This is a genomic window from Bacillus sp. JZ105, from assembly GCF_053903125.1.
The window spans coordinates 2,617,840-2,639,859 of sequence record NZ_CP096387.1 but is presented as its reverse complement, the minus strand read 5'-3'; the positions used below and the strand labels follow the sequence as shown (position 1 = coordinate 2,639,859).

The window sequence follows — 22,020 nt, the reverse complement described above, 5'->3', positions numbered from 1 at the left end:
CCTGCTCTTCATATAGTGAAGAAGAGTCTAAGAACGCCTAGAGACTCTTGATCATCGTTGCATGAACAGAAAGGAAGAGTTCAGGTATGATTTCGATTTCGCTCCTGTTTTTAGCTATTGCAGTCAGCATTGACAGCTTTTCAGTAGGTTTTACGTATGGACTTCGTAAAATGAAAATTCCATTTAAAGCGATTGTCATTATTGCATGCTGTTCGGGGATTGTGCTCCTCATTTCCATGCTGATTGGCAGCCTGCTGACGACATTCCTCCCTGTCTCAGTGACAGATAAACTTGGTGGAGGCATTTTGATTGCCATTGGTCTTTGGGTCCTTTATCAATTTTACAAACCAGCGAAAGAGCGTGATTTGCTTCTTCATGAAAAGACATTGCTTAATGTGGAAGTGCAATCGCTTGGTCTTGTCATTCAAATTTTGCGAAAGCCGACAAGTGCAGATATTGACCGTTCTGGGACGATCAATGGAATGGAAGCGGTGCTTCTTGGGATTGCTTTATCCATTGATGCATTTGGCGCAGGGATTGGCGCTGCGATTCTAGGCTTTTCTCCAATTGTCATGAGTATCACTGTGGCCGTGATGAGCTCACTCTTTGTGTGTATCGGGCTCCGCGCCGGTCATTACTTGGCAAATTGGCGCTGGATCGATAAACTTGCATGCTTACCAGGGCTTCTGCTCATTTTAATTGGGGTGTGGAAGCTGTAAAGGAGGAAATCAATTGACGCTTGTCATTGGATTAACAGGCGGGATTGCTAGTGGAAAAAGCACCGTCTCGCAAATGATAAAAGAGCAGGGCATCCGGGTCGTGGACGCAGATGTCATTGCAAAAGAAGCGGTTGCCAAAGGAACACCAGCTCTTCAACAAATCGTTCAAACCTTTGGTGAGGATGTTCTCCTGCCAAATGGGGAGCTGAACCGGCAGCAGCTTGGAGCCATCATTTTTTCTGATGAAGAGAAAAGAAAGCAGCTGAATGCGATTGTTCATCCTGAAGTGAGAAAAGAAATGCTCAAACAGCGAGATGAAGGGGTTAGTCAGAAGGAAACCTTCGTTGTTCTCGATATCCCGCTTTTGTTTGAAAGTCAGCTGGAAAGCCTCGTCGACCGGATCATTGTGGTGTATACAACGCCCGAATTGCAGCTGTCGCGGCTCATGAATCGAAATGACCTCAGCGAGGAAGAAGCACTGAATCGTATTCACTCTCAGCAGCCTCTTGAGGAGAAATGTCGACAAGCAGACCGCGTGATAGAGAACACACAAGATCTCGCGTTTATCAGAAAGCAATTGCAGAACATATTAAATGAATGGGAACATACAGATAAGTAAGAGTACATACACGTACTCTTCTTTTTTTATGCTTTATTCTGATTTCCTTTGAAAAGAACAGCCCTTTTTAGAAAATATACGTTTATATACTGGCAATTACATTCTAATGTGATATACTAATTTCATAAATAAATTTATTAAGTATAACACATAATAGAGGAGTGACCTGTTCATGAAGGTAAAAGCAGCGATCAATGGGTTTGGCAGAATTGGACGCATGGTCTTCAGAAAAGCAATGCTTGATGATCAAATTCAAATTGTAGCGGTGAACGCAAGCTATCCTGCCGAAACGCTAGCACATTTAATTAAATATGACACAAATCATGGACGTTACGAATGTGATGTGACAGCAGAAGATGACGCCTTGATTGTGAATGGCAAAAGAGTGCTTTTGCTTAATAATAGAGACCCAAAGCAGCTTCCATGGGGAGAGCTTGGGATTGATATCGTTATTGAAGCAACAGGTAAATTTAATTCAAAAGATCAAGCGATGGGCCATATAGATGCCGGAGCGAAAAAAGTCGTTCTAACAGCTCCAGGTAAAAATGAAGACATTACGATTGTGATGGGTGTCAATGAGGATGATCTTGATCCTGAAAAGCACGTCATTATTTCAAACGCATCTTGTACAACAAACTGTTTAGCACCAGTTGTGAAACTGTTAGATGATGAATTTGGCATCGACAATGGTTTAATGACAACGGTTCATGCTTATACAAATGATCAAAAAAATATCGATAACCCGCATAAGGATCTGCGCCGGGCGAGAGCATGTGCTCAGTCTATTATTCCAACTACGACGGGTGCCGCTAAAGCGCTTTCTTTAGTGCTTCCGCACATGAAAGGGAAATTGCATGGACTTGCACTCCGCGTACCAGTTTCCAATGTGTCGATGGTTGATCTTGTTGTTGACTTGAAAAAAGATGTGACAGCAGAAGAAGTCAATGCAGCCTTCTCGAATGCATCTAAAACCTCTCTTGCCGGTATTTTAGATTACACAGATGAGCCGCTAGTCTCTACAGACTTTAACACGAATCCTTATTCAGCAGTTGTTGATGGACTGACAACGATGGTAATGGAAGGGAGAAAAGTGAAAGTTCTTGCATGGTATGACAATGAATGGGGTTATTCATGCCGAGTGGTTGATCTTGTGAAGTTTGTCGGCGCACAAATGAAAGAGCTGTCTGCTGTTTGAAATGAAGAAGATGATCGTCCCTTTTCAAGAAATGAGAGAAAATCCCACTAAAAACACAGCTTGCAAAATGGGTCTAAACAAAGTATACTATTTTTCGTGAACTTCTTGTTCGCAGACTCATTCGGGTATACTTAAAGGGTTAGGACCTCTTAGGACTAACTTTCCCCCGTGGTATATGTCCGGTCCGGCTGCTTAGAACTTCACTCTTTCATTCTTGTTTAAAGGGGGGTCCATGATGGAAACAATCGGACGTCACGTTATCTCCGAGCTATGGGGATGCGACTGTGATAAACTGAACGACATGGATTTTATTGAAAAAACGTTTGTAAATGCAGCTTTGAAATCAGGAGCTGAGGTAAGAGAGGTTGCTTTTCACAAATTTGCACCTCAAGGAGTAAGTGGAGTTGTCATTATTTCTGAATCTCATCTGACAATTCACAGCTTTCCTGAACATGGTTATGCGAGCATAGATGTTTATACTTGCGGTGACCTAGATCCGAATATTGCAGCAGATCATATCGGAGATGAATTAGGTGCTGAAACAAGAGAAAACATCGAAATTCCTCGAGGCATGGGACCTGTACAAGTCAAACAGGCACAAGCCAAAGCACTGTAAACATAAAAAAGATTGCAATGGGAGCTGGCCAAAAGCATTGAATGCCTTTGTGTTATGCTCCTTTTTATATTTTTTGATAAAAAATCCAACATTCCCCAGCTTGTCTATACTTTTGTTCTAGGAAAACAAAGGTTTTTTTTATAAAATAAAGAAAGAGGCATTATGGCAAAGGGGATACGTGTATGACTTTAAGACAAAAGTTTAAGCGATTCATGTCAAACCATACAGAAACATCTGACGAGCATCCAGTGTCAGAACTGAAAAGCCATTACTACAAATCGACGAATGCACAAGTTTTTCAAGCGGTGGAAACCATTCTTTCCCGAAGCGATTCTTATCAAGTGACATCTGTTTCAGCAGAACGAGGTGAAATCAGCGCAAACATACGATTGCCGAAAAAAGCCTTTCTCGTGGCGACTGTCATTTCAATTCGTCCTTTTGAAACAGCTGTCGATTTTAATGTGACAACGGAAACGGCCCTGCCAACAGATTTCGGCTATAGTCAAAAGACCGTTCTGTCCCTTTATGATGAACTAGACAAACAACTTCCAAGAATAGATCGGAGCTGATGAAATGAAATGTCCCACATGTCAGCACCTTGGCACAAGGGTGCTTGATTCAAGACCAGTAGATGAAGGGAAATCCATCCGTCGTAGAAGAGAGTGCGAAAGCTGCCAATATCGCTTTACGACGTTTGAAAAATTAGAAGAATTACCGCTGATTGTGGTGAAAAAAGAAGGGATTCGAGAAGAATTCAGCCGCGAAAAAATGCTGAGAGGACTCATCAAAGCGTGTGAAAAGCGTCCTGTCGCTTTAAAGCAGCTGGAAGATGTCTGTTTTAATATCGAAAAAGAACTGCGCAATCAAGGCATGTCAGAAGTGAAAAGCGAGCTTGTAGGTGAAATGGTCATGGACGAGCTGGCGAAAATTGATGAAGTGTCTTACGTCAGGTTTGCCTCGGTTTACCGGCAGTTTAAAGACATCAATGTCTTTATTGATGAATTAAAAGATCTATTAAAGAAAGAACGCTAAAAAGAGCTGGAGATTCTTCATGCTCTTTTTCCTGCGTAAAGCGTAAAACGCAAAAAGAGTGTACAATGGAAACAATCGCAATTCATGGGGAGGATCAGCATATGACAGAGCATTGGAAGGAAGTGCTAGCCGTCGATCCGTATGTCGTCAAAAGCGCTTCATTGCTCGGTGACATCGATAGACAGCTCATCACTCTTTTATATCAGCCGCTTATTGGCATGTCCGCTTTCAGCTTATACATGACGCTGTGGGGTGAGCTGGAACAAAATCGTATGTGGGGAAAACCTGCACCTCATCGGCAGCTCATGGTCATGCTGCAGACGAATTTAAATGATATTTTTGAGGAACGTTTAAAGCTTGAAGCGATCGGCTTACTCCGCACATATGAACAGGAAACGGAAGAAGGCAGACTGTTTACATATGAGCTTGTACCACCGCTAAGACCAGATGAATTTTTTCAAGATGGTATGCTGAATGTCCTGCTGTACCATCGTGTAGAGAAAGCAAAATATATGCAGCTGCGCGATTATTTCTCCTATCCGGGTGTTCCTGCAGAAGCAAAGAACATTTCACGTTCGTTTGAAGAAGTCTTTCACGTATTGCAGCCAGGCGAGCGCAAGATGACAGAAGAAATTCATCAGGTGTCATCGCTTGATCAAGGCTATGAATATGTGACCGTTGGATCGAGTCAGCCGGCACCGCTCTCAGACGAATCCTTTGATTTCGATCTATTATTAGCCGGTATGTCTGACATGATGATTCCAAGAAAGGCTTTGACAAAGCAGGTAAAAGAAACAATTAAGAAGTTAGCTGTTGTATACGGCATCACCCCGCTTCAAATGCAAAATATTGTAGCAGGTGCATGCGGTTCGGATCAAATGATCTCAACAGAAGAGCTGAGAAAAGCAGCAAGAGACTGGTACCAAATTGAATACAGAGGCGAACAGCCAAAGCTGATTGATCAAAAACAGCCAAGACACTTGCGACAAGATGCTTCAAAGACGCCGGCAGCGGATACTCCAGATGCAAAATTGATTGAAAAGCTGGATCATATTTCGCCTAGAGAGCTGCTAAAAGACATGGCAGATGGTATTGAGCCAACGTATGCCGACTTAAGAATTGTCGAAGATATCATGCTCGAGCAGCAGCTAGAGCCAGGTGTCATGAATGTTCTCATCTACTATACATTACTCAAAACAGATATGAAGCTGTCAAAAACATATATGCAAAAAATCGCCGCTCATTGGGTGAGAAAGAAAATCAAAACCGTAGCAGCTGCCATGAAAATTGCCAAAGAAGAGAACAGACAAATGACAGAGTGGGCGCAGCAGAAAAAGCAGCGCAGCCCATATGGTACAGGAAAAGTTGTCCGGGAAGAGAAACTGCCTGACTGGATGAAAGAAACTGAAACAAAAGAACAGCCGGCAAAAGAGCAAACGGACAATCTGTCTACAGAAGACCTCGAACGAGAAAAAGAAAAACTGTTAGATCAGTTTAAGAATATGAAAAAGTACAATGCACATTAAGGTGAGGTGAGATGGGATGAAACCGATCGGTCGTTCATTTGAACAGCTAAAAGGACGAGTAGATTTTCGCGAGAGATACAATCAGATTAAAGAAAGTGTGTTATCTGATGAAGATGTAAAGGCCTTTTTACAGAAGCATCAAGAAGAGATACATGAAGACATGATCAATCGCAGCTTGAACCGGCTCTTTGAATATGTGCAGCAGTCGAAGGGCTGCTCTTACTGCTTAGATGACGAAAACGTCAATGCGATTTTAGATGGGTATCACCCGAAGCTTGTGATCAAAGGGCAGAGTATTGATATTGAATATTCCCCTTGCCTGGTCAAGCTGCGGCTCGATAGACAGAAAAAACAGCAAGAGCTGATGAAAAGCATGTATATTCCGCAAAATGTCCTTCAAGCGACGTTTGCTGATCTGAACGTTGTAGGAAGACAAGAGGTCATCCAAAAAGTAGGTCAATTCCTCCAAAGCTATGATGAGACTGGAAAAGGAAAAGGCTTGTATTTACACGGAAAGTTTGGAGTAGGGAAAACGTATATACTGGCAGCTATTGCGCAGCAGCTAGCGGAGAAAGAATACCCATCTCTCCTTGTTTACGTGCCTGAATTTGTAAGAGAGTTAAAAAATTCATTAGCCGATCATACGCTAGAAGAAAAGCTGAATATGGTCAAGTCCACTCCGATTTTAATGCTTGATGATATTGGGGCAGAATCGATGACAAGCTGGGTGCGGGATGAACTGCTCGGTACGATCTTACAATACCGTATGGCAGAGCAGCTGCCGACATTTTTCTCTTCTAATTTCTCACCAAATGAGCTGAAGCATCACTTTACGTATTCACAGCGGGGGGAAAAAGAAGAGGTCAAAGCCGCTCGTTTAATGGAACGGATTCTCTATTTAGCAGAGCCGGTGCTGCTTGAAGGAGAAAACCGCCGTCATTTATAAAAGCGTATGTCACCTGAAGGAGGAGCAAATGAAATGAACAAAAGAAAATGGCTGCTTTTTCTTGTGATTGGCATTCTTGCTGCTGCGCTGTGGTGGCTGAATAAACAGCATCTTCAGCTGGCGCCGAAAGATGTGAAGAATTGGGTGCTGCAATTTGGGATGCTGGCTCCCTTTGTTTTTCTTTTCTTATCTCTTTTCCGCCCGTTTGTTCTCGTCCCGATTACGGTCTTTTCTTTGGCGGCAGGTTTGGCATTCGGCAGTGTCCTTGGGACGATTTATGCCCTCATTGGAGCGACAGCCGGGGCAACAGGCTCTTTCATGATTGCTTCAACCTTTCGTGCAAAAAAGAAGGAAACGGAATCAAACAGCCGGAAGCTGAAAGCGGTGACGTCCCGCATTCAGGAGCATGGATTTCTTTATATTTTGTTATTGCGTATTGCACCGATTCATTTTGATTTTGTCAGCTATGCGGCAGCTGCTTCACGTGCAAATTATCGTGCATTTGTGACAGCCACTTTTTTAGGCTTAATACCGGGTACAATTGCGTTAAATGTTCTCGGCTCAAGCTTTGTCAGCGGCAATTATGCCGCCTTAGCGGTTGTTTGTTTGATTTATTTGATCTTTATCTCTGTTCCACTCATTTTAAAAAGAAAGATGCCTGATTTATTTTAGGCGTCTATTTTTTATGTTCCCTCCATATATATGTAACAGATGTCGTTAGGGGGGACAAACATGCTTGAAATAATCTTTGAAGATGAATATGATACCGCCGCTTTTTTACATCTTGCTGAACACTTAGACAGTCGGCATCACATGTCAATTCAACAAGGGAAAGACCGGCTTCTCATAGAGGCGAAGGAATCCAAAGAAGCACTTGAGCACATTGTGCGGCCATTATTGGTTCACTTTTTTTTGGAATGCAAAGAAAATGAGCGCATGCGCAGCATCCTTGAAAACACCTATTTGTTTAAAGATCCCGAAGAGCAGCACCAAATTCTTTCCATCGCACACAGTATCATGAACGGGGACTTAGATGATATTCCCGGCATTCAGCAAGACCCATCAAGAGAAGCCCTTTTAAAAAAGGAGCTTGAGGCGATTTCTTTACAGCAAGGCGTTTTTTCAATTGGTTCATTTATGACATTTAGGCTGTCAGAGTATGACCGAAGGCTGAAAAACTATGTTGAAGTGTCCATTGAAGAATACAAAATGGAGCAGGAGTATCAAAATTTCATTCAATCGCTTCGAGACTATGTGATGGCAAGAGAGCCTAGGCTCGAAAAAGTACATGTTGTGCATCAGGACCGCCTGGTGATTTGGGAATTTCGCTACGCTTCTGAGCGTGATCAAAAACAATACATAGACAGACAGTTTGTAAGAGAGCATCCAATGTATATTGATTCGCAGCTGATTGCACCGCTTGTCTCCATTGCACCGCAAAAAATTGACCTATTTACAAATGATACAGGTCACTCGATGGTGCAAACCATTCAAAATATTTTTCAAGAAAGGGTCGAGTTGTTCCCGTCCCATTCATTCCAAGAGCAGAATGTTCAATTTGTACATGACCATTTCGAAAAGAAAAGTGAAAAGCTTTCTTGATTTTCACGAAAAAACGTTTTATAATACGGTGTAACTTCATACAGAGACCGTATTGATAAGGACATGAACAAATGAACACCCGCTTAAAGAGAGGGAAGCCGCGGCTGAAAGCTTCCTAGCAGAGGACCATTTGCTTTACCACCTTTGAACATCAGCTGTGAACTTTTTAGTAATGGCTGACGGGAATTCCCGTTATCGAACCGCAAGCCGTATTTGCTTATGAAAAAGCAAGCTGCAAGTACGGGAAAAAGGGTGGAACCACGATTCCGTTTATTCAACCTCGTCCCTTTCCAGGGGGCGGGGTTTTTATATTGCCAAAAAAAGGAGTGACCAGAGATGTCAGAACAAATTCAACTTACATTTCCAGATGGAGCAGTCAAGGAGTTTGACAAAACAGCTACAACAGAAGACATCGCGGCATCAATTAGCCCGGGCCTAAAGAAAAAAGCACTTGCCGGTAAATTGAACGGTAAAGAAATAGATCTGCGTACGCCGCTATTAGAAAGTGGAACAATCGAGATCATCACAGATAAAAGTGAAGAAGCACTCGACATTATGCGCCACAGCACAGCACATTTGCTAGCGCAGGCGATTAAACGTCTGTATGGAAAAGAGCATCACGTTCAGTTTGGCGTAGGTCCTGTCATCGAAAATGGCTTCTACTACGATGTGGACATCGATGTTGCCATCACACCTGAAGACTTACCAAAGATTGAAAAAGAAATGAAGAAAATCATTAACAGCAATCTGCCAATTGAGCGAATTGAAGTATCAAGAGAAGAAGCGAAAAAACGCTTTGAAGCGATTGGTGATGAATTGAAGCTTGAACTGTTAGAGGCGATTCCAGAAGGTGAAGCTGTGACGATTTATGAGCAGGGTGAATTCTTTGACCTCTGCCGCGGGATTCACTTGCCATCTACAGGGAAAATCAAAGAATTTAAACTGTTAAGCCTTGCCGGTGCATACTGGAGAGGTGACAGTAACAACCAAATGCTTCAGCGTATTTACGGAACAGCTTTCTTCAGCAAAGAAGATTTAAATGAGCACTTACGTCTGCTGGAAGAAGCGAAAGAACGCGATCACCGTAAGCTTGGAAAAGAGCTGAAACTGTTTGCGAATTCCCAAAAGGTTGGTCAAGGACTTCCGCTTTGGCTGCCAAAAGGCGCTACAATCCGCCGCGTCATTGAGCGTTACATTGTCGATAAAGAAGTGCGTCTTGGCTATGAACATGTGTACACACCAGTTCTTGCAAGTGTTGAATTGTATAAAACATCAGGACACTGGGCGCATTATCAAGAAGACATGTTCCCAGTAATGGAAATGGACAACGAAGATCTTGTTCTTCGTCCGATGAACTGTCCGCACCATATGATGATTTACAAAAACGAGCCGCACAGCTATCGCGAATTGCCAATTCGAATTGCAGAACTTGGTACAATGCACCGCTATGAAATGTCAGGTGCCTTATCCGGCCTTCAGCGTGTTCGCGGTATGACATTAAACGATGCACACATCTTTGTTCGTCCAGATCAAATCAAAGACGAGTTCATCCGTACAGTTCGCTTAATTGAAGAAGTGTATCAAGACTTTGGCTTGAATGACTACACATTCCGCTTATCTTATCGTGATCCAGAAGATACTGAAAAGTATTTCGATGATGATGCGATGTGGAATAAAGCACAATCGATGCTGAAGGATGCAATGGACGAGCTTGGTCATGACTACTATGAAGCAGAAGGCGAAGCAGCATTTTATGGGCCGAAGCTTGATGTACAAGTGAAGACAGCTCTTGGAAAAGAAGAGACATTATCCACTGTACAGCTTGATTTCTTACTTCCAGAACGCTTTGATCTCACATATATCGGAGAAGATGGAAAGCACCATCGTCCAGTCGTCATTCATAGAGGTGTTGTTTCTACAATGGAACGCTTCGTTGCCTTCTTAATTGAAGAGTACAAAGGAGCCCTTCCAACATGGCTTGCACCTGTACAATTCCAAGTCATCCCAGTTTCACCGTCTGTTCATTTAGACTATGCGAAAAAAGTACAAGAACGTTTGCAGCTTGAAGGCCTTCGTGTAGAGCTTGACAGCCGCGATGAAAAAATTGGGTACAAAATTAGAGAAGCACAAATGCAAAAGATTCCGTACATGCTTGTCGTAGGAGATCAAGAAGCAGAAAATGGCGCTGTCAATGTAAGAAAATACGGGGAACAAGATTCAGAAACAATGGATCTTGAAGCCTTTGTGAAACATGCAGTAGCAGAAGCAAAAAAATAAGAAGCGGCCAGTGATTCTCTTTAGATCACTGGCTTTTTCTTTTTGGAGAACACTTCCACTAGTGATCGAAAAAGAGACGTTTACATGGTACAAATGTAAGGGTAAGTATGTACTGTTGGTTTGAGACAAATTGGGGGAATGAAAGCGATGATGCAAACAACAAACAATTTATCGTCACAAGTATTGGAGCAATCAGCTGTTCTTCGTGCATTAGAGCACTCGCTGGCAATGATCGAATTTAATGTGACAGGTGAAGTTCTATGGGTGAACGATATTTTTGCAAAAGCCATGGGATATTCTAAACAAGAGATGATCGGTCTTAAACATAGACAGTTCTGTCCTCCGCATATTACAGAACACACGAGCTATCACATGTTTTGGAAGCGTTTGAGAGAAGGTCAAGTTTTTCAAGAAAAGGTGCAGCGGATCACAAAAAACGGCAAGAGCTTATGGCTTGAAGCGACATATTCACCAGTTCAAGATGAAGAAGGAACTGTAGTGGGTGTTGTGAAAGTGGCGACAGATATTACGGAGAGAGAACTCTCGATGAAACAGGTTGTAGAAGACTTAAAGGAGATGTCTGCAAGATTAATGGAACGAGCAGAAGTTGGCATTCAGCATAGTCAAAGTGTCAATGCTTCCTTTGATCATATAGCAAACGAAACCGATCAAAATATGAGCTTGCTAAAAGGATTAACGGAGCAGGTAGAGTCCATCAGCTCCATTGCTGCAACCATCACCAGCATTTCTTCACAAACCCAGCTGCTTGCCTTAAATGCAGCAATAGAAGCGGCACATGCGGGTTCCTATGGAAATGGCTTTAGTGTAGTGGCTGCAGAAATTCGAAAGCTTGCGACAAATTCAAAAGAAGCGATCGTCAAGGTAGATCAATACGTGAAGGCGATCCATGCAGAAGTAGAGAAAGTCAGCAGCGGAACAAGCCGGGCAAAGACAACCGTGTTTACTAACCGTGATCTTGTGAAGCAGGCAAGCGAGGAATTCATTATTGTCGGAGAAGCAGCACGCGGCTTAGACCGGCAAGCGCAAAATCTAGCGGCAATCATTTAGCTCTAAGAATACAAAAACACCCAATCTCGTCTGGAGAAGGGTGTTTTTTTTGTTCTATTTTAATATATCAAACAATTCATGTAAGTCTTTGATTTCGTAATCAGGCGTCACATCTGTTTCATTTTTCTTGCCATGGCGATTGATCCAAACGGTTTGGATACCAGCGCGAGATGCGCCGAGAATATCTGTTTTTGGATTATCTCCAACCATGATCACTTCGTCTTTTGTTAAGTTTAACAGCTGAAGGCAATGCTCAAAGATACCAGGATCGGGTTTGCCTTTTCCGAAATCTCCTGAAATCACAATTTCGTTAAAATAAGGGGCAAGCTCAGGAACACCTGCCAGTTTTTCCTTTTGAAGGCTAGGATCTCCGTTTGTTAAAAGGAGCAATTCATAGCTGCCTTTCAGGCGGTTTAAAACAGGGTATGTTTCTTCATAGACATATGGGCGTTTTCTGCGCTCTGCTGCAAAGAAATCAGCCAAATATTGTCCAAATGCCTCATCGTCAATTCCCGCTGTCTTTAAGCCGTTGGTCCAAGCGTTTTTACGATACTCTGGTGCAATGGCGTTCAGCTTTTGAAAGCCTTCGCTAATCGGTTCACTAAAATTGGACCACAGTCCTTCGAAAGGATTAATGCCGATCATGACAGTATAATCATATGTTTCATAGGAAGAGTACAGCTTTCTTGCTTCTTCACGTACAATCTGTTCAAACGATTCTGGATCAAGTCCATATTTCTTTTCCGCTTCCCGGCAAGTTTCTTGAAAAGTTGTATGAATGCTTTTTTCATCCCAAAGCAAAGTATCATCTAAATCGAAAAATACGGCTTTCATGATCTTCTCCCTTGTTATGTATGTGTTACCTTCAATTGCAAGTGACAGGCTCATGTTCATTTTACAATAGAAGAAGAGGGCAATAAAGAAAAGATTTGAGAGATCTTTGATCATTGACCGCACATGATAGAATAGAAAGACAGTAGATATGACATACATCATTTGAGGTGGCCGGTTTGCTTCATTTAATTATCATGATGATCGAGCGTGTGGGGATCATTGTTATTCTAGGATTTGTGCTTGCCCATGTGAAGGGCTTTCGCAATCTATTGCTTCATAATCAAGGATTTCGAAAAAAGGCAATCCTTGTCTTCATTTTTGCTTCTTTTAGTATTATCAGCAATTACACAGGAATTGAAATCCAGCAGCAAATTGTCATGAATCATGAGTTTTCTTATCATCTCGGCTCGTCAAGTTCTATCGCCAATACGAGAATTATGGGGATCGAAATGGGCGGTTTGATCGGGGGACCGTTTGTAGGGATTGGCACAGGGTTTTTAGCTGGAATTCATCGCTATTCTCTAGGAGGAAGCACCGCGCTCAGCTGTGCGATTTCTTCCATTTTAGCCGGTATCATTGCAGGCTATGTCGGCAGCAGATTTAAGCGGAGGAATCGAATGGTGACACCTCGCCAAGCAGCTCTTTTTGGTGTAGCGATGGAATCATTACAGATGGTCATTATCCTTCTGCTTGCAAAGCCATTTGCGGATGCATGGGGGCTTGTCAGTATCATCGCTTTGCCGATGATCTTTGTAAATGGAATCGGCAGCTTTATCTTTTTATCTATTTTACAGTCAGTCATTCGGCAAGAAGAGCAGGCAAAAGCGATGCAGACACATCGTGTATTTTTGATCGCCGACCAAACACTGCCTTTTTTCCGCCAAGGGTTAAATGAACAGTCATGTAAAAGTGTGGCGGAGATCATTCATCGGTTAACTGAAACAGATGCGGTCTCCTTAACAGACACGGAAAAGATTTTAGCGCATGTCGGAGATGGTACAGATCATCATATTCCATCTAAAAGCCTGATTACGGGGCTGTCCAAACAAGTATTGATGAGCGGTAAGATTATGAAGGCACATTCAAAGGACGAAATCAATTGTTCAGTCGCCCATTGCCCTCTTGAAGCTGCAATCGTGCTGCCGCTCACTTCTAACGGTCAAACGATTGGAACGTTAAAAATGTATTTCAATTCTCCGGTCGGATTAAGCAGGGTGGAAGAGGAGCTTGCAGAAGGTTTGGCGATGCTGTTTTCCACACAGCTTGAGCTTGGGGAGGCGGAAACTCAAAGCCGCCTGCTAAAAGATGCAGAGATCAAAGCACTTCAAGCACAAGTGAACCCGCACTTTTTATTTAACGCCATTAATACCATCTCTGTTTTATGCAGAACCAATGTGGAGATGGCAAGGAAGCTGCTGCTGCAGCTCAGTATTTATTTTCGTTCAAATATGCAAGGTGCCCGCCAGCTGCTGATTCCAATGCATAAAGAGATTCAGCATGTGGAGGCATATTTATCACTTGAACAAGCAAGGTTTCCAAATAAGTACCATGTGACCTTTCAAATTGAAAAGGAGCTGGAGCAGGTGATGATTCCGCCCTTTGTGCTTCAGGTGCTTGTTGAAAACGCAGTGAGACATGCTTTTCCTAAACATCAAACGAATTGTGAAGTCATCGTATCCGCTTTGATGAAAGATGGGCATGTTTATATGAAAGTGACAGATAATGGACAGGGGATTGAAGATGATAAGATGGCTCAGCTATTAAAAGCGCCTGTCGAATCACTAGAAGGAACAGGGACAGCCCTTTATAATTTAGATCAGCGGTTAAGAGGAATTTTTGGCAGACAAGCCGCTTTATCCATTCATAGTGACCAAGGCACTGACATCTCATTTCGCATTCCGATGGACTATGTAAAAAAGGATGATTCTCGTTGATGAAAGTATTAATCGTAGATGATGAAGTGTTAGCAAGAGATGAATTAAAATACTTATTACGAAGAACGAAAGAGGATGTTCAAATAGAGGAAGCAGAAAATATAGAATCTGCTTTTGATCGGATGGTCGACCATAAGCCGGATCTGCTCTTTTTAGACATTGATTTATCTGGTGAGAACGGATTTGATATTGCCAAAAGGCTTAACCGGATGTCTGATCCGCCAGCGGTTGTATTTGCGACAGCCTTTGATCAATATGCGCTGAAGGCGTTTGAGGTAAGTGCGCTTGATTACTTAACAAAACCATTTGATGAAGAGCGGCTGCTCCAGACCATCCAGAAGTTTAAAAAATGGAAATCTGTTGAGACGCAAGAGCACCAGGTGTCAGATGAGAAAGCGCCCCGCCAGCAAAAATTAGCGATCTCAGTCGATGACTCAATTGTGATCCTGCAAGTTGAAGAGATCATGTATGTAGGACTCAGCGAGGGGAAAAAGGTCGTGAAAACAAAGAATCACATGTATGAGGTCTCAGAACCGCTTGTGGTCATTGAAAAGAAACTTCCTGAGGCTTACTTTATGAGGGTTCATCGCAGCTATATCGTGAATACCTCTCATATGAAAGAAGTACAGCCGTGGTTTAATTCGACGTATAATCTGCATATGACAGACGGGTCCATCATTCCTGTCAGCCGTACATATGCGAAAGAATTAAAGAAGTCGCTCCTGCTAGAGTAGGAGGGCTTTTTTTGTTTGTATTTCAATACTCGTTTTTTGCATTTCAGTCATTGAATCCAGCGAGTTTTATTGTAAACGCTTCATTCATTTATTTCATACCTTATACTGAGGGCAGTCGAAGAAAGAGGTGAAGGGGCATGAGAGCCACGAAAGTATATGGATTTCTATCTCAAGCATTTATTTTTGCAACTGTAATGTTCGTTTCTAATCTCATTTCAATGTATTTACCGATTCCGATGCCCGCATCCGTCATTGGTTTGGTTCTATTATTTGTTTTGTTAACAACGAAAATCGTTAAACTAGAGCAGGTGGAGCAATTAGGTACATCATTGACAGGACTCATTAGCTTTCTATTTGTTCCCTCTGGGATCTCAGTGATTCAATCACTAGGTGTCATGCAAGAAGTAGGTGTGAAAGTCGTCGGTGTCATTATCATTGCAACCATTATGCTACTTGCAGCGACAGGGCTGCTTTCGCAGCTTCTCATGCAATTATCAGAAAGACCGCAGAAACGTAAAGAGACAAAGGAGAGTAAATCTGCTCCTTCTCATTCAAATAAACCAGCTTCAAGTACGCATTAAAGGAGAGATGCAAAATGGGTACAAGTACGATGAGCCCTTATTTTGGCATAGTCGTCTCATTGGTCGCTTTTGGAATAGGGACATTCTTATTTAAAAAATCAAAAGGCTTCTTCTTGTTCACCCCGCTGTTTGTGGCGATGGTACTAGGCATTTTATTTTTGAAAGTTGGCGGTTTTTCCTACGCAGATTATAATGAGGGCGGCAAGATTATCAAATTTTTCTTAGAGCCTGCCACGATTGCTTTCGCTATCCCGCTTTATAAGCAGAGAGCCCTGCTTAAAAAATATTGGTGGCAAATTTTATCTGCTATTTTTGTAGGTTCACTTTGTTCTATTACGATCGTATATCTCGTAGCAAAAGGAATTCATTTAGATGCGGCTGTGATGAAAAGCATGCTTCCGCAAGCAGCGACAACAGCGATTGCTCTTCCAATTGCAAAGGATATTGGCGGAATCGCAGATATCACAGCCTTTGCGGTCATATTTAACGCAGTCATTGTCTATGCACTAGGTGCTTTCTTCTTAAAATTGTTTCGCATTAAAAACCCAGTGGCAAAAGGTCTTGCACTTGGTACATCAGGACATGCGCTTGGGGTTTCTGTTGGAATTGAGATGGGAGAAGTAGAAGCAGCGATGGCAAGTATCGCCGTTGTAGTCGTAGGAGTTGTGACCGTTATCGTCATCCCAATCTTTATGCAGTTGATTCTTTGATGGCGTCATGGTGTGAAAAAGTCTTGCCCAATTCGTCTCATCATGTTAAACTGAAAAAGTTGTTTCAAGAGTTCGGTTACTTGACGGACAAATGAAAATTGTGTAGAATAGTTAACGAATTGAATAGATATCACAAGCAGAAGCACCCGCTTCTCACCTGATTGACACATGTTTGTAGTTGACAGGTTGACCGTACATTTATTTTTTCATGCAAATGTTCGCAGTGTGGGTGTTTTATATGCCCACACTTTTTGTTTGCCTGTAAAACATACAACGAAATGGTCAAAATGAATTGTGAACTCAATTCAAAATCTCATGGAGGTGGCTCACTATTAGCAAAGATCAATTAGTTAATGAAGGTATTCGTGCGCGTGAAGTTCGTTTGATCGGACAAAATGGCGATCAGCTTGGGATTAAAACCCGCCAGGAAGCTCTGGAAATTGCTGCTAAAGCCAATCTTGACCTTGTGTTAGTTGCTGCAAATGCAAAACCACCTGTTTGCCGAATCATGGACTATGGTAAGTTCCGATTCGAACAGCAGAAGAAGGAAAAAGAGGCACGTAAGAATCAAAAAATCATTAGCTTAAAAGAAGTTCGGTTGAGCCCGACAATCGATGAACATGATTTTAACACGAAGCTCCGTAATGCAATCAAATTCCTTGAAAAGGGAGATAAAGTGAAAGCTTCTATCCGCTTTAAAGGCCGTGCGATTACGCATAAAGAAATCGGACAGCGCGTGTTAGACCGTTTCTCTGAAGCTTGCGCTGAAGTAGCAACAGTAGAAACAAAACCTAAGATGGACGGACGCAGCATGTTCCTCATGCTTGCACCAAAAGTCGAAAAGTAAAGTAACAGAGGGAGGAAACATCCAATGCCAAAAATGAAAACTCACCGCGGATCTGCTAAACGTTTCAAAAAAACAGGTTCTGGTAAACTTAAACGTTCTCATGCGTACACAAGTCACTTGTTCGCTAATAAATCTACAAAGCAAAAACGTAAATTGCGTAAGAGCGCAATCGTAAGTGCTGGAGATTTCAAACGTATCAAACAACAACTTGCAAACATTAAGTAATTTGGAATAGGAATCATAGGAGGGAATTACAATGCCAAGAGTAAAAGGCGGAACTGTGTCGCGTCAGCGTCGCAAAAAGGTTCTTAAATTAGCAAAAGGTTATTTCGGTTCAAAACATAGATTATACAAAGTAGCAAACCAACAGGTGATGAAATCTGGAAACTACGCTTTCCGTGACCGTCGTCAGAAAAAACGTGACTTCCGTAAACTATGGATCACTCGTATCAACGCTGCAGCTCGTATGAACGGTCTTTCTTACAGCCGTTTAATGCATGGCTTAAAGCTTTCTGGTATCGAAGTAAACCGCAAAATGCTTGCTGACCTTGCTGTGAATGACCTAAATGCATTCAATCAGCTTGCTGATGCTGCAAAAGCACAACTAGACAAGTAAGTTTTATAAAAGATCATTCCTTCGAGGGGTGATCTTTTTTTCTCATCATGTGAGGTGAATGAATATGGCTTTAATCCTGCTGCTTATTTTGGTGAATGGCTATGGCTTTTTTCTCATGGGGGAAGACAAACGCCGGGCCAAAGCACATAAATGGAGAATTTCAGAGGCGCATTTATGGAGTGCTGCGGTTCTTTTTGGCGCTGCCGGATCGTATCTAGGAATGCAGTATTTCCGGCATAAAACAAAGCATCCTGCCTTTCAAATCGGCATGCCTTTATTAATTATTTTGCAGTTGATCCTATTGGGATATATCCAAGTTATTTGAAAAGGAGCAGACGCCATTAGGACGGCGTGTCTGCTCCTTTTTTTTGTTTGATTTTTTTAATAGGCTGATCCCAATCAATTTTTGTTTGAGGATAACGCTCGATAATGTTTTCCTCCAGTTTTTCAAAGTCTTCTAATGTAAATTCACTCAGCTTCTCAGGTGACTCCGTCCAAACGTAAATGGAGTGGACAAACAGAGGATGATCCTTAGAAGGAACATGCTTCTCCCCTTCAAACAAGACACCTTTATAGACGAAATTAAAATTTTTGCGCGCATTTTGCTGTTCGTCCATAAAATAAAAGCCTTCTTTTAATTGTGCTTGTTTCAGCTTTCTTCTCGGATTTGAGAAGAATTTTACCGCCATGTAGAAGATGTAGACAAGCAGTGCAACAAGAGCTAGTCTCATGAGGATTACAAACATGACAGGATGCACCTCCAATACCGTTATCTGATGTACTACGAATGAAAACGCCAAAAGGTTTCAACTTTTTTTAAAAAAATATTTCGTAAAACGAAAAAATATTCATAAAAAGATCGTATTGAACGAAAGAGGTTTTGTATAATAAGAATGCACCATGAAGATAAAGGAGGATAAATGGAATGACAAAGCTCGATCAAACATTAACTATGCTGAAAGACCTAACGGATGCAAAAGGGATTCCAGGAAATGAACGTGATGTCAAAAAAGTCATGCAGACATACATAGAATCATATGCAGATGAAGTCTCTACAGACCGCCTTGGCAGCTTGATTGCTAAAAAGGAAGGAAACGCAAACGGACCTAAAATTATGCTCGCTGGTCACTTAGATGAAGTAGGATTCATGGTGACAAAAATTGATGACAAAGGCTACATTCGTTTTCAAACAGTCGGCGGCTGGTGGTCACAGGTCATGCTCGCCCAGCGTGTCACCATTGTGACGAAAAAGGGAGAGATCACAGGGGTAATTGGTTCAAAGCCACCACACGTTTTGTCACCTGAAGCTCGCAAAAAGTCAATTGAGATTACGGATATGTTTATTGATATTGGGGCGTCAAGCAAAGAACAGGCAATGGAGTGGGGTGTACTGCCTGGAGATCAAATCGTTCCTTACTTTGAGTTTACAGTCATGAATGATGAAAAAATGCTCCTTGCAAAAGCATGGGACAACCGCATTGGCTGTGCAGTGGCCATTGATGTCATGAAAAATTTACACAATGCTCAGCATGAGAATATTGCTTACAGCGTCGCAACTGTCCAAGAGGAAGTCGGCCTGCGCGGAGCCAAAACAGCAGCGGCTACAATTCAGCCTGATATTGGATTTGCCATTGATGTAGGTGTAGCAGGAGATACACCGGGCATCACTGAGAAAGAAGCAACTAGCAAACTTGGCAAAGGCCCTACGATTGTTGTATTTGATGCTTCAATGGTCTCTCATAAAGGACTTCGTGATTTTGTTGTCCAAACAGCGGATGAGCTGAACATTCCTTATCAATATGACTCAATGCCTGGCGGCGGGACAGATGCTGGCGGTATTCATTTAACAGGTCATGGTGTTCCATCACTATCTATCGGGATTCCGAGCAGATATATTCATACCCATGCCGCAATGATTCACCGAGATGATTATGAAAATGCAGTGAAGCTTTTAACAGAAGTGATCAAAAGACTTGATCAAAAAACCGTTGAACAGATTACGTACGGTTCTTAAGTAAGAATGCCTTTCCTCAGTACAGGGGAAAGGTTTTTTTATTGAATTTCCCAGGAAATGAACGATGTTTTTCAAGTTGCGTCAAAAGAACTATTTTTAACAAAAGAAGGGAATGTTTCCTAGTGAATAAGGCACATGTGATCGAGCGTTTATTTTTGTAAGATGAAAGCAATAAAAAGGACAGAGCCATAGAATGCCCTGTCAAAAGAGAGTTTATGGAAGTAGGTGAAGCTACCTTAAGAGTAAACACATTATTCTTATTTGTCAACTTGGTTTTAAAAGAAAGAAAAATCAATCAATTTATGTTATATTTGTAACAAATTGTTTATACAAAGGGGATGGTTAAATGAATGCGGTTACAATTGTAATAGGATCTATGTGTATTTTAGCGATTGCCTATCGTCTTTATGGCACATTTATGATGGTCAAAGTATTAAAGGTCACAGATGATCATCCTACACCGGCTCACACGCTAGAGGACGGGAAAGATTATGTGCCGACAAATAAATGGGTCACATTTGGGCATCACTTTGCTGCGATTGCAGCTGCTGGTCCGTTAGTGGGTCCGATTTTAGCCGCTCAATTTGGGTATTTACCTGGTCTCCTTTGGCTCTTAATTGGTGCAGTCATAGGCGGAGCTGTACATGATCTAGTCGTATTATTTGCGTCGATGCGAAAAAAGGGGAAATCATTATCAGAGGTAGCGAAGGAAGAGCTGGGACCTGTTGCCGGGTTTTGTACAGGGCTTGCAATGCTGTTTATTATTACCATCACAATGGCAGGTTTGTCTATGGTTGTGCTTCATGCTTTAGAACGTAACCCTTGGGGGACATTTGCAGTTGGGATCACGATTCCAATTGCAATGGGGGTTGGTCTGTATTATAAAAAAACAGGCAATTTAAAGCTGGCGACATCTGCGGGATTTATTTTGCTGATGTTTGGTGTATTCCTTGGTCCAAATATTCAAGGAACGGCACTAGGTGATTTTTTAACACTTGATACAAAAACGCTTGCTCTTGCCCTGCCGATCTATGCGTTTTTTGCTGCGGCTCTGCCAGTTTGGCTGCTGCTTGCACCGAGGGACTATTTAAGTAGCTTTATGAAAATTGGTGTATTCATTGCGCTGATTGCCGGAATCTTTGTCGTGAATCCGTCCATTCAATTCCCGGCGTTTACAGAGTTTGTGAATGGAGGAGGACCTGTATTAGCTGGTCCTGTCTGGCCATTTATTTCGATTACCATTGCTTGCGGTGCCATTTCTGGTTTCCACGCATTTGTTGGCTCAGGGACAACACCTAAGATGCTGGACCGATGGAGTGATATGAAGCCTGTTGCGTTTGGCGCAATGCTGGTAGAATGCTTAGTTGGGATTATGGCTTTAATCGCGGCTACTGCCCTGCATCCAGGGGATTATTTTGCCATAAACAGTACACCAGAAGTGTTCCGCACACTCGGTATGAGTGTCGAAAATCTTCCGCAGCTGAGTAAGGAAATCGGCCTTGACTTAGAAGGAAGAACGGGTGGAGCCGTAACATTAGCGGTAGGGATGGCGTATATCTTTACGGGGATTCCGTTCTTTAGTCATTTGGCTTCTTACTTCTTCCAGTTCGTCATTATGTTTGAGGCTGTCTTTATTTTAACTGCTATTGATGCGGGGACACGTGTAGCACGCTATTTGATTCAAGACTTCTTAGGTGAAGCATATAAACCGCTTAAACGAACTGACTGGGTACCTGGTTCGGTGTTTGCAAGTGCGCTTGCTTGTTTTATGTGGGGATACTTACTTTACTCAGGGGACATCGGATCTATTTGGGCGCTGTTTGGGGTTTCAAATCAGTTAATGGCCTCGGTTGGGTTGATCATCGGGGCAACCGTTGTATTAAAAATTGCAGATAAAAGGCGATATATGCTGACTTGTTTAATTCCGCTTGCTTACTTATATGTGACGGTGAATTATGCAGGCTATTGGATGGTAGCAAATGTATATCTCAATCCTGAAGCATCCGGTTACAGCGTGCTGAATGCGGTGCTGTCGATCATCATGCTGATCTTAGGTTTTGTGATTATTGTGTTTGCGATTAAAAAATGGGTCGAAATCTGGCGTGATCCAGCGCTTCGAATGGAAACGCCTATCACTGGTTAAATGAAAA

24 protein-coding genes and 2 other annotated features are annotated in these 22,020 nt (G+C 42.2%); of the genes, 22 read left to right on the top strand and 2 right to left on the bottom strand.

The annotated features are described in order from the left end of the window. The first annotated feature begins 86 nt into the window (after nt 1-86). The 12 genes from ytaF to M1D81_RS13515 all read left to right on the top strand — a co-directional run bounded on the left by ytaF (nt 87) and on the right by M1D81_RS13515 (nt 11,600). On the top strand, nt 87-719 hold the full coding sequence (gene ytaF / locus M1D81_RS13570; protein WP_025092255.1) for a sporulation membrane protein YtaF: 633 nt from the start codon (nt 87-89) through the stop codon (nt 717-719). A gap of 13 nt (nt 720-732) precedes the next feature. After that, on the top strand, nt 733-1,338 hold the full coding sequence (gene coaE, locus M1D81_RS13565; RefSeq protein ID WP_456266635.1) for a dephospho-CoA kinase: 606 nt from the start codon (nt 733-735) through the stop codon (nt 1,336-1,338). A 172-nt stretch (nt 1,339-1,510) separates the two neighbouring features. Beyond that, nucleotides 1,511-2,533 carry a glyceraldehyde-3-phosphate dehydrogenase gene (locus M1D81_RS13560; RefSeq protein WP_024425707.1) on the top strand — a complete coding sequence of 341 codons (1,023 nt, stop codon included), beginning with the start codon at nt 1,511-1,513 and terminating at the stop codon, nt 2,531-2,533. A gap of 235 nt (nt 2,534-2,768) precedes the next feature. Continuing rightward, on the top strand, nt 2,769-3,149 hold the full coding sequence (gene speD / locus M1D81_RS13555) for an adenosylmethionine decarboxylase (RefSeq protein ID WP_003216492.1): 381 nt from the start codon (nt 2,769-2,771) through the stop codon (nt 3,147-3,149). Nucleotides 3,150-3,331: 182 nt separating this feature from the next. After that, on the top strand, nt 3,332-3,718 hold the full coding sequence (locus tag M1D81_RS13550; RefSeq protein ID WP_024425708.1) for a hypothetical protein: 387 nt from the start codon (nt 3,332-3,334) through the stop codon (nt 3,716-3,718). A gap of 4 nt (nt 3,719-3,722) precedes the next feature. Next, nucleotides 3,723-4,181, top strand: coding sequence for a transcriptional regulator NrdR (gene nrdR / locus M1D81_RS13545; protein ID WP_003216720.1), 459 nt, complete (start codon nt 3,723-3,725; stop codon nt 4,179-4,181). Nucleotides 4,182-4,282: 101 nt separating this feature from the next. Further along, nucleotides 4,283-5,707, top strand: a complete 1,425-nt coding sequence (locus M1D81_RS13540) for a replication initiation and membrane attachment family protein (RefSeq protein ID WP_456267113.1) — start codon at nt 4,283-4,285, stop codon at nt 5,705-5,707. A gap of 16 nt (nt 5,708-5,723) precedes the next feature. Further along, a complete protein-coding gene (gene dnaI, locus M1D81_RS13535; RefSeq protein ID WP_456266636.1) occupies nt 5,724-6,653 on the top strand; it encodes a primosomal protein DnaI in 930 nt (309 codons plus the stop codon). A gap of 33 nt (nt 6,654-6,686) precedes the next feature. Continuing rightward, nucleotides 6,687-7,325, top strand: coding sequence for a TVP38/TMEM64 family protein (locus M1D81_RS13530; protein WP_046312323.1), 639 nt, complete (start codon nt 6,687-6,689; stop codon nt 7,323-7,325). Between the two features lie 60 nt (nt 7,326-7,385). Continuing rightward, complete coding sequence (gene ytxC, locus M1D81_RS13525) at nt 7,386-8,255, top strand: putative sporulation protein YtxC (protein WP_456266637.1); 870 nt, start codon at nt 7,386-7,388, stop codon at nt 8,253-8,255. Nucleotides 8,256-8,298: 43 nt separating this feature from the next. After that, nucleotides 8,299-8,546 (top strand) — a binding site (T-box leader). A gap of 45 nt (nt 8,547-8,591) precedes the next feature. Beyond that, a complete protein-coding gene (thrS, locus tag M1D81_RS13520; RefSeq protein WP_024426134.1) occupies nt 8,592-10,532 on the top strand; it encodes a threonine--tRNA ligase in 1,941 nt (646 codons plus the stop codon). Between the two features lie 147 nt (nt 10,533-10,679). Beyond that, nucleotides 10,680-11,600, top strand: a complete 921-nt coding sequence (locus M1D81_RS13515) for a methyl-accepting chemotaxis protein (RefSeq protein ID WP_456266638.1) — start codon at nt 10,680-10,682, stop codon at nt 11,598-11,600. Nucleotides 11,601-11,654: 54 nt separating this feature from the next. Here the strand turns inward: M1D81_RS13515 and M1D81_RS13510 are convergent, their stop codons facing one another. Further along, nucleotides 11,655-12,434 carry an HAD family hydrolase gene (locus M1D81_RS13510; RefSeq protein WP_456266639.1) on the bottom strand — a complete coding sequence of 260 codons (780 nt, stop codon included), beginning with the start codon at nt 12,432-12,434 and terminating at the stop codon, nt 11,655-11,657. A gap of 176 nt (nt 12,435-12,610) precedes the next feature. Here M1D81_RS13510 and M1D81_RS13505 point away from each other — a divergent pair, with 176 nt between their 5' ends. The 8 genes from M1D81_RS13505 (at nt 12,611) to M1D81_RS13470 (ending at nt 18,181) form a co-directional block, all read left to right on the top strand. After that, nucleotides 12,611-14,368 (top strand): LytS/YhcK type 5TM receptor domain-containing protein, encoded by a 1,758-nt coding sequence (locus M1D81_RS13505; protein WP_456266640.1) that lies wholly within the window; start codon nt 12,611-12,613, stop codon nt 14,366-14,368. Beyond that, a complete protein-coding gene (locus tag M1D81_RS13500) occupies nt 14,365-15,102 on the top strand; it encodes a LytR/AlgR family response regulator transcription factor (RefSeq protein WP_034624188.1) in 738 nt (245 codons plus the stop codon). Before M1D81_RS13505 ends, M1D81_RS13500 begins: the two co-directional genes overlap by 4 nt. Nucleotides 15,103-15,239: 137 nt before the next feature. Beyond that, nucleotides 15,240-15,683: an antiholin-like murein hydrolase modulator LrgA gene (gene lrgA / locus M1D81_RS13495; RefSeq protein ID WP_456266641.1), complete on the top strand. Its 444-nt coding sequence runs from the start codon at nt 15,240-15,242 to the stop codon at nt 15,681-15,683. Between the two features lie 14 nt (nt 15,684-15,697). Then, entirely contained in the window at nt 15,698-16,393 is a 696-nt protein-coding gene (lrgB, locus tag M1D81_RS13490; protein ID WP_024425719.1) for an antiholin-like protein LrgB, read from the top strand. A 128-nt stretch (nt 16,394-16,521) separates the two neighbouring features. Continuing rightward, nucleotides 16,522-16,653 (top strand) — a sequence feature (ribosomal protein L20 leader region). 71 nt (nt 16,654-16,724) lie between these two features. Further along, on the top strand, nt 16,725-17,240 hold the full coding sequence (gene infC, locus M1D81_RS13485; RefSeq protein ID WP_024425720.1) for a translation initiation factor IF-3: 516 nt from the start codon (nt 16,725-16,727) through the stop codon (nt 17,238-17,240). A 24-nt stretch (nt 17,241-17,264) separates the two neighbouring features. Next, a complete protein-coding gene (gene rpmI, locus M1D81_RS13480; RefSeq protein ID WP_003216324.1) occupies nt 17,265-17,465 on the top strand; it encodes a 50S ribosomal protein L35 in 201 nt (66 codons plus the stop codon). Nucleotides 17,466-17,496: 31 nt separating this feature from the next. Continuing rightward, nucleotides 17,497-17,856: a 50S ribosomal protein L20 gene (rplT, locus tag M1D81_RS13475; protein ID WP_007501659.1), complete on the top strand. Its 360-nt coding sequence runs from the start codon at nt 17,497-17,499 to the stop codon at nt 17,854-17,856. A gap of 58 nt (nt 17,857-17,914) precedes the next feature. Then, nucleotides 17,915-18,181, top strand: a complete 267-nt coding sequence (locus M1D81_RS13470) for a DUF1294 domain-containing protein (protein ID WP_034279690.1) — start codon at nt 17,915-17,917, stop codon at nt 18,179-18,181. Between the two features lie 16 nt (nt 18,182-18,197). Here M1D81_RS13470 and M1D81_RS13465 read toward each other — a convergent pair whose 3' ends face one another. Beyond that, nucleotides 18,198-18,602, bottom strand: coding sequence for a hypothetical protein (locus tag M1D81_RS13465; protein ID WP_024426127.1), 405 nt, complete (start codon nt 18,600-18,602; stop codon nt 18,198-18,200). 179 nt (nt 18,603-18,781) lie between these two features. On the opposite strand from M1D81_RS13465, the gene M1D81_RS13460 reads away from it, so the two are divergent. Next, nucleotides 18,782-19,870 carry a M42 family metallopeptidase gene (locus M1D81_RS13460; RefSeq protein WP_024425723.1) on the top strand — a complete coding sequence of 363 codons (1,089 nt, stop codon included), beginning with the start codon at nt 18,782-18,784 and terminating at the stop codon, nt 19,868-19,870. A 346-nt stretch (nt 19,871-20,216) separates the two neighbouring features. Then, entirely contained in the window at nt 20,217-22,013 is a 1,797-nt protein-coding gene (cstA, locus tag M1D81_RS13455) for a carbon starvation protein CstA (protein WP_024425724.1), read from the top strand. Nucleotides 22,014-22,020: the final 7 nt, after the last annotated feature.

What these genes read in the sequence shown, in the direction of transcription:
- ytaF (WP_025092255.1), top strand. Translation starts at nt 87, where the DNA reads ATGATTTCGATTTCGCTCCTGTTTTTAGCTATTGCAGTCAGCATTGAC.
- M1D81_RS13560 (WP_024425707.1), top strand. Translation starts at nt 1,511, where the DNA reads ATGAAGGTAAAAGCAGCGATCAATGGGTTTGGCAGAATTGGACGCATG.
- speD (WP_003216492.1), top strand. Translation starts at nt 2,769, where the DNA reads ATGGAAACAATCGGACGTCACGTTATCTCCGAGCTATGGGGATGCGAC.
- M1D81_RS13550 (WP_024425708.1), top strand. Translation starts at nt 3,332, where the DNA reads ATGACTTTAAGACAAAAGTTTAAGCGATTCATGTCAAACCATACAGAA.
- nrdR (WP_003216720.1), top strand. Translation starts at nt 3,723, where the DNA reads ATGAAATGTCCCACATGTCAGCACCTTGGCACAAGGGTGCTTGATTCA.
- M1D81_RS13540 (WP_456267113.1), top strand. Translation starts at nt 4,283, where the DNA reads ATGACAGAGCATTGGAAGGAAGTGCTAGCCGTCGATCCGTATGTCGTC.
- dnaI (WP_456266636.1), top strand. Translation starts at nt 5,724, where the DNA reads ATGAAACCGATCGGTCGTTCATTTGAACAGCTAAAAGGACGAGTAGAT.
- M1D81_RS13530 (WP_046312323.1), top strand. Translation starts at nt 6,687, where the DNA reads ATGAACAAAAGAAAATGGCTGCTTTTTCTTGTGATTGGCATTCTTGCT.
- ytxC (WP_456266637.1), top strand. Translation starts at nt 7,386, where the DNA reads ATGCTTGAAATAATCTTTGAAGATGAATATGATACCGCCGCTTTTTTA.
- thrS (WP_024426134.1), top strand. Translation starts at nt 8,592, where the DNA reads ATGTCAGAACAAATTCAACTTACATTTCCAGATGGAGCAGTCAAGGAG.
- M1D81_RS13515 (WP_456266638.1), top strand. Translation starts at nt 10,680, where the DNA reads ATGATGCAAACAACAAACAATTTATCGTCACAAGTATTGGAGCAATCA.
- M1D81_RS13510 (WP_456266639.1), bottom strand. Translation starts at nt 12,434, where the DNA reads ATGAAAGCCGTATTTTTCGATTTAGATGATACTTTGCTTTGGGATGAA.
- lrgA (WP_456266641.1), top strand. Translation starts at nt 15,240, where the DNA reads ATGAGAGCCACGAAAGTATATGGATTTCTATCTCAAGCATTTATTTTT.
- lrgB (WP_024425719.1), top strand. Translation starts at nt 15,698, where the DNA reads ATGGGTACAAGTACGATGAGCCCTTATTTTGGCATAGTCGTCTCATTG.
- rpmI (WP_003216324.1), top strand. Translation starts at nt 17,265, where the DNA reads ATGCCAAAAATGAAAACTCACCGCGGATCTGCTAAACGTTTCAAAAAA.
- rplT (WP_007501659.1), top strand. Translation starts at nt 17,497, where the DNA reads ATGCCAAGAGTAAAAGGCGGAACTGTGTCGCGTCAGCGTCGCAAAAAG.
- M1D81_RS13470 (WP_034279690.1), top strand. Translation starts at nt 17,915, where the DNA reads ATGAATATGGCTTTAATCCTGCTGCTTATTTTGGTGAATGGCTATGGC.
- M1D81_RS13465 (WP_024426127.1), bottom strand. Translation starts at nt 18,602, where the DNA reads ATGTTTGTAATCCTCATGAGACTAGCTCTTGTTGCACTGCTTGTCTAC.
- M1D81_RS13460 (WP_024425723.1), top strand. Translation starts at nt 18,782, where the DNA reads ATGACAAAGCTCGATCAAACATTAACTATGCTGAAAGACCTAACGGAT.
- cstA (WP_024425724.1), top strand. Translation starts at nt 20,217, where the DNA reads ATGAATGCGGTTACAATTGTAATAGGATCTATGTGTATTTTAGCGATT.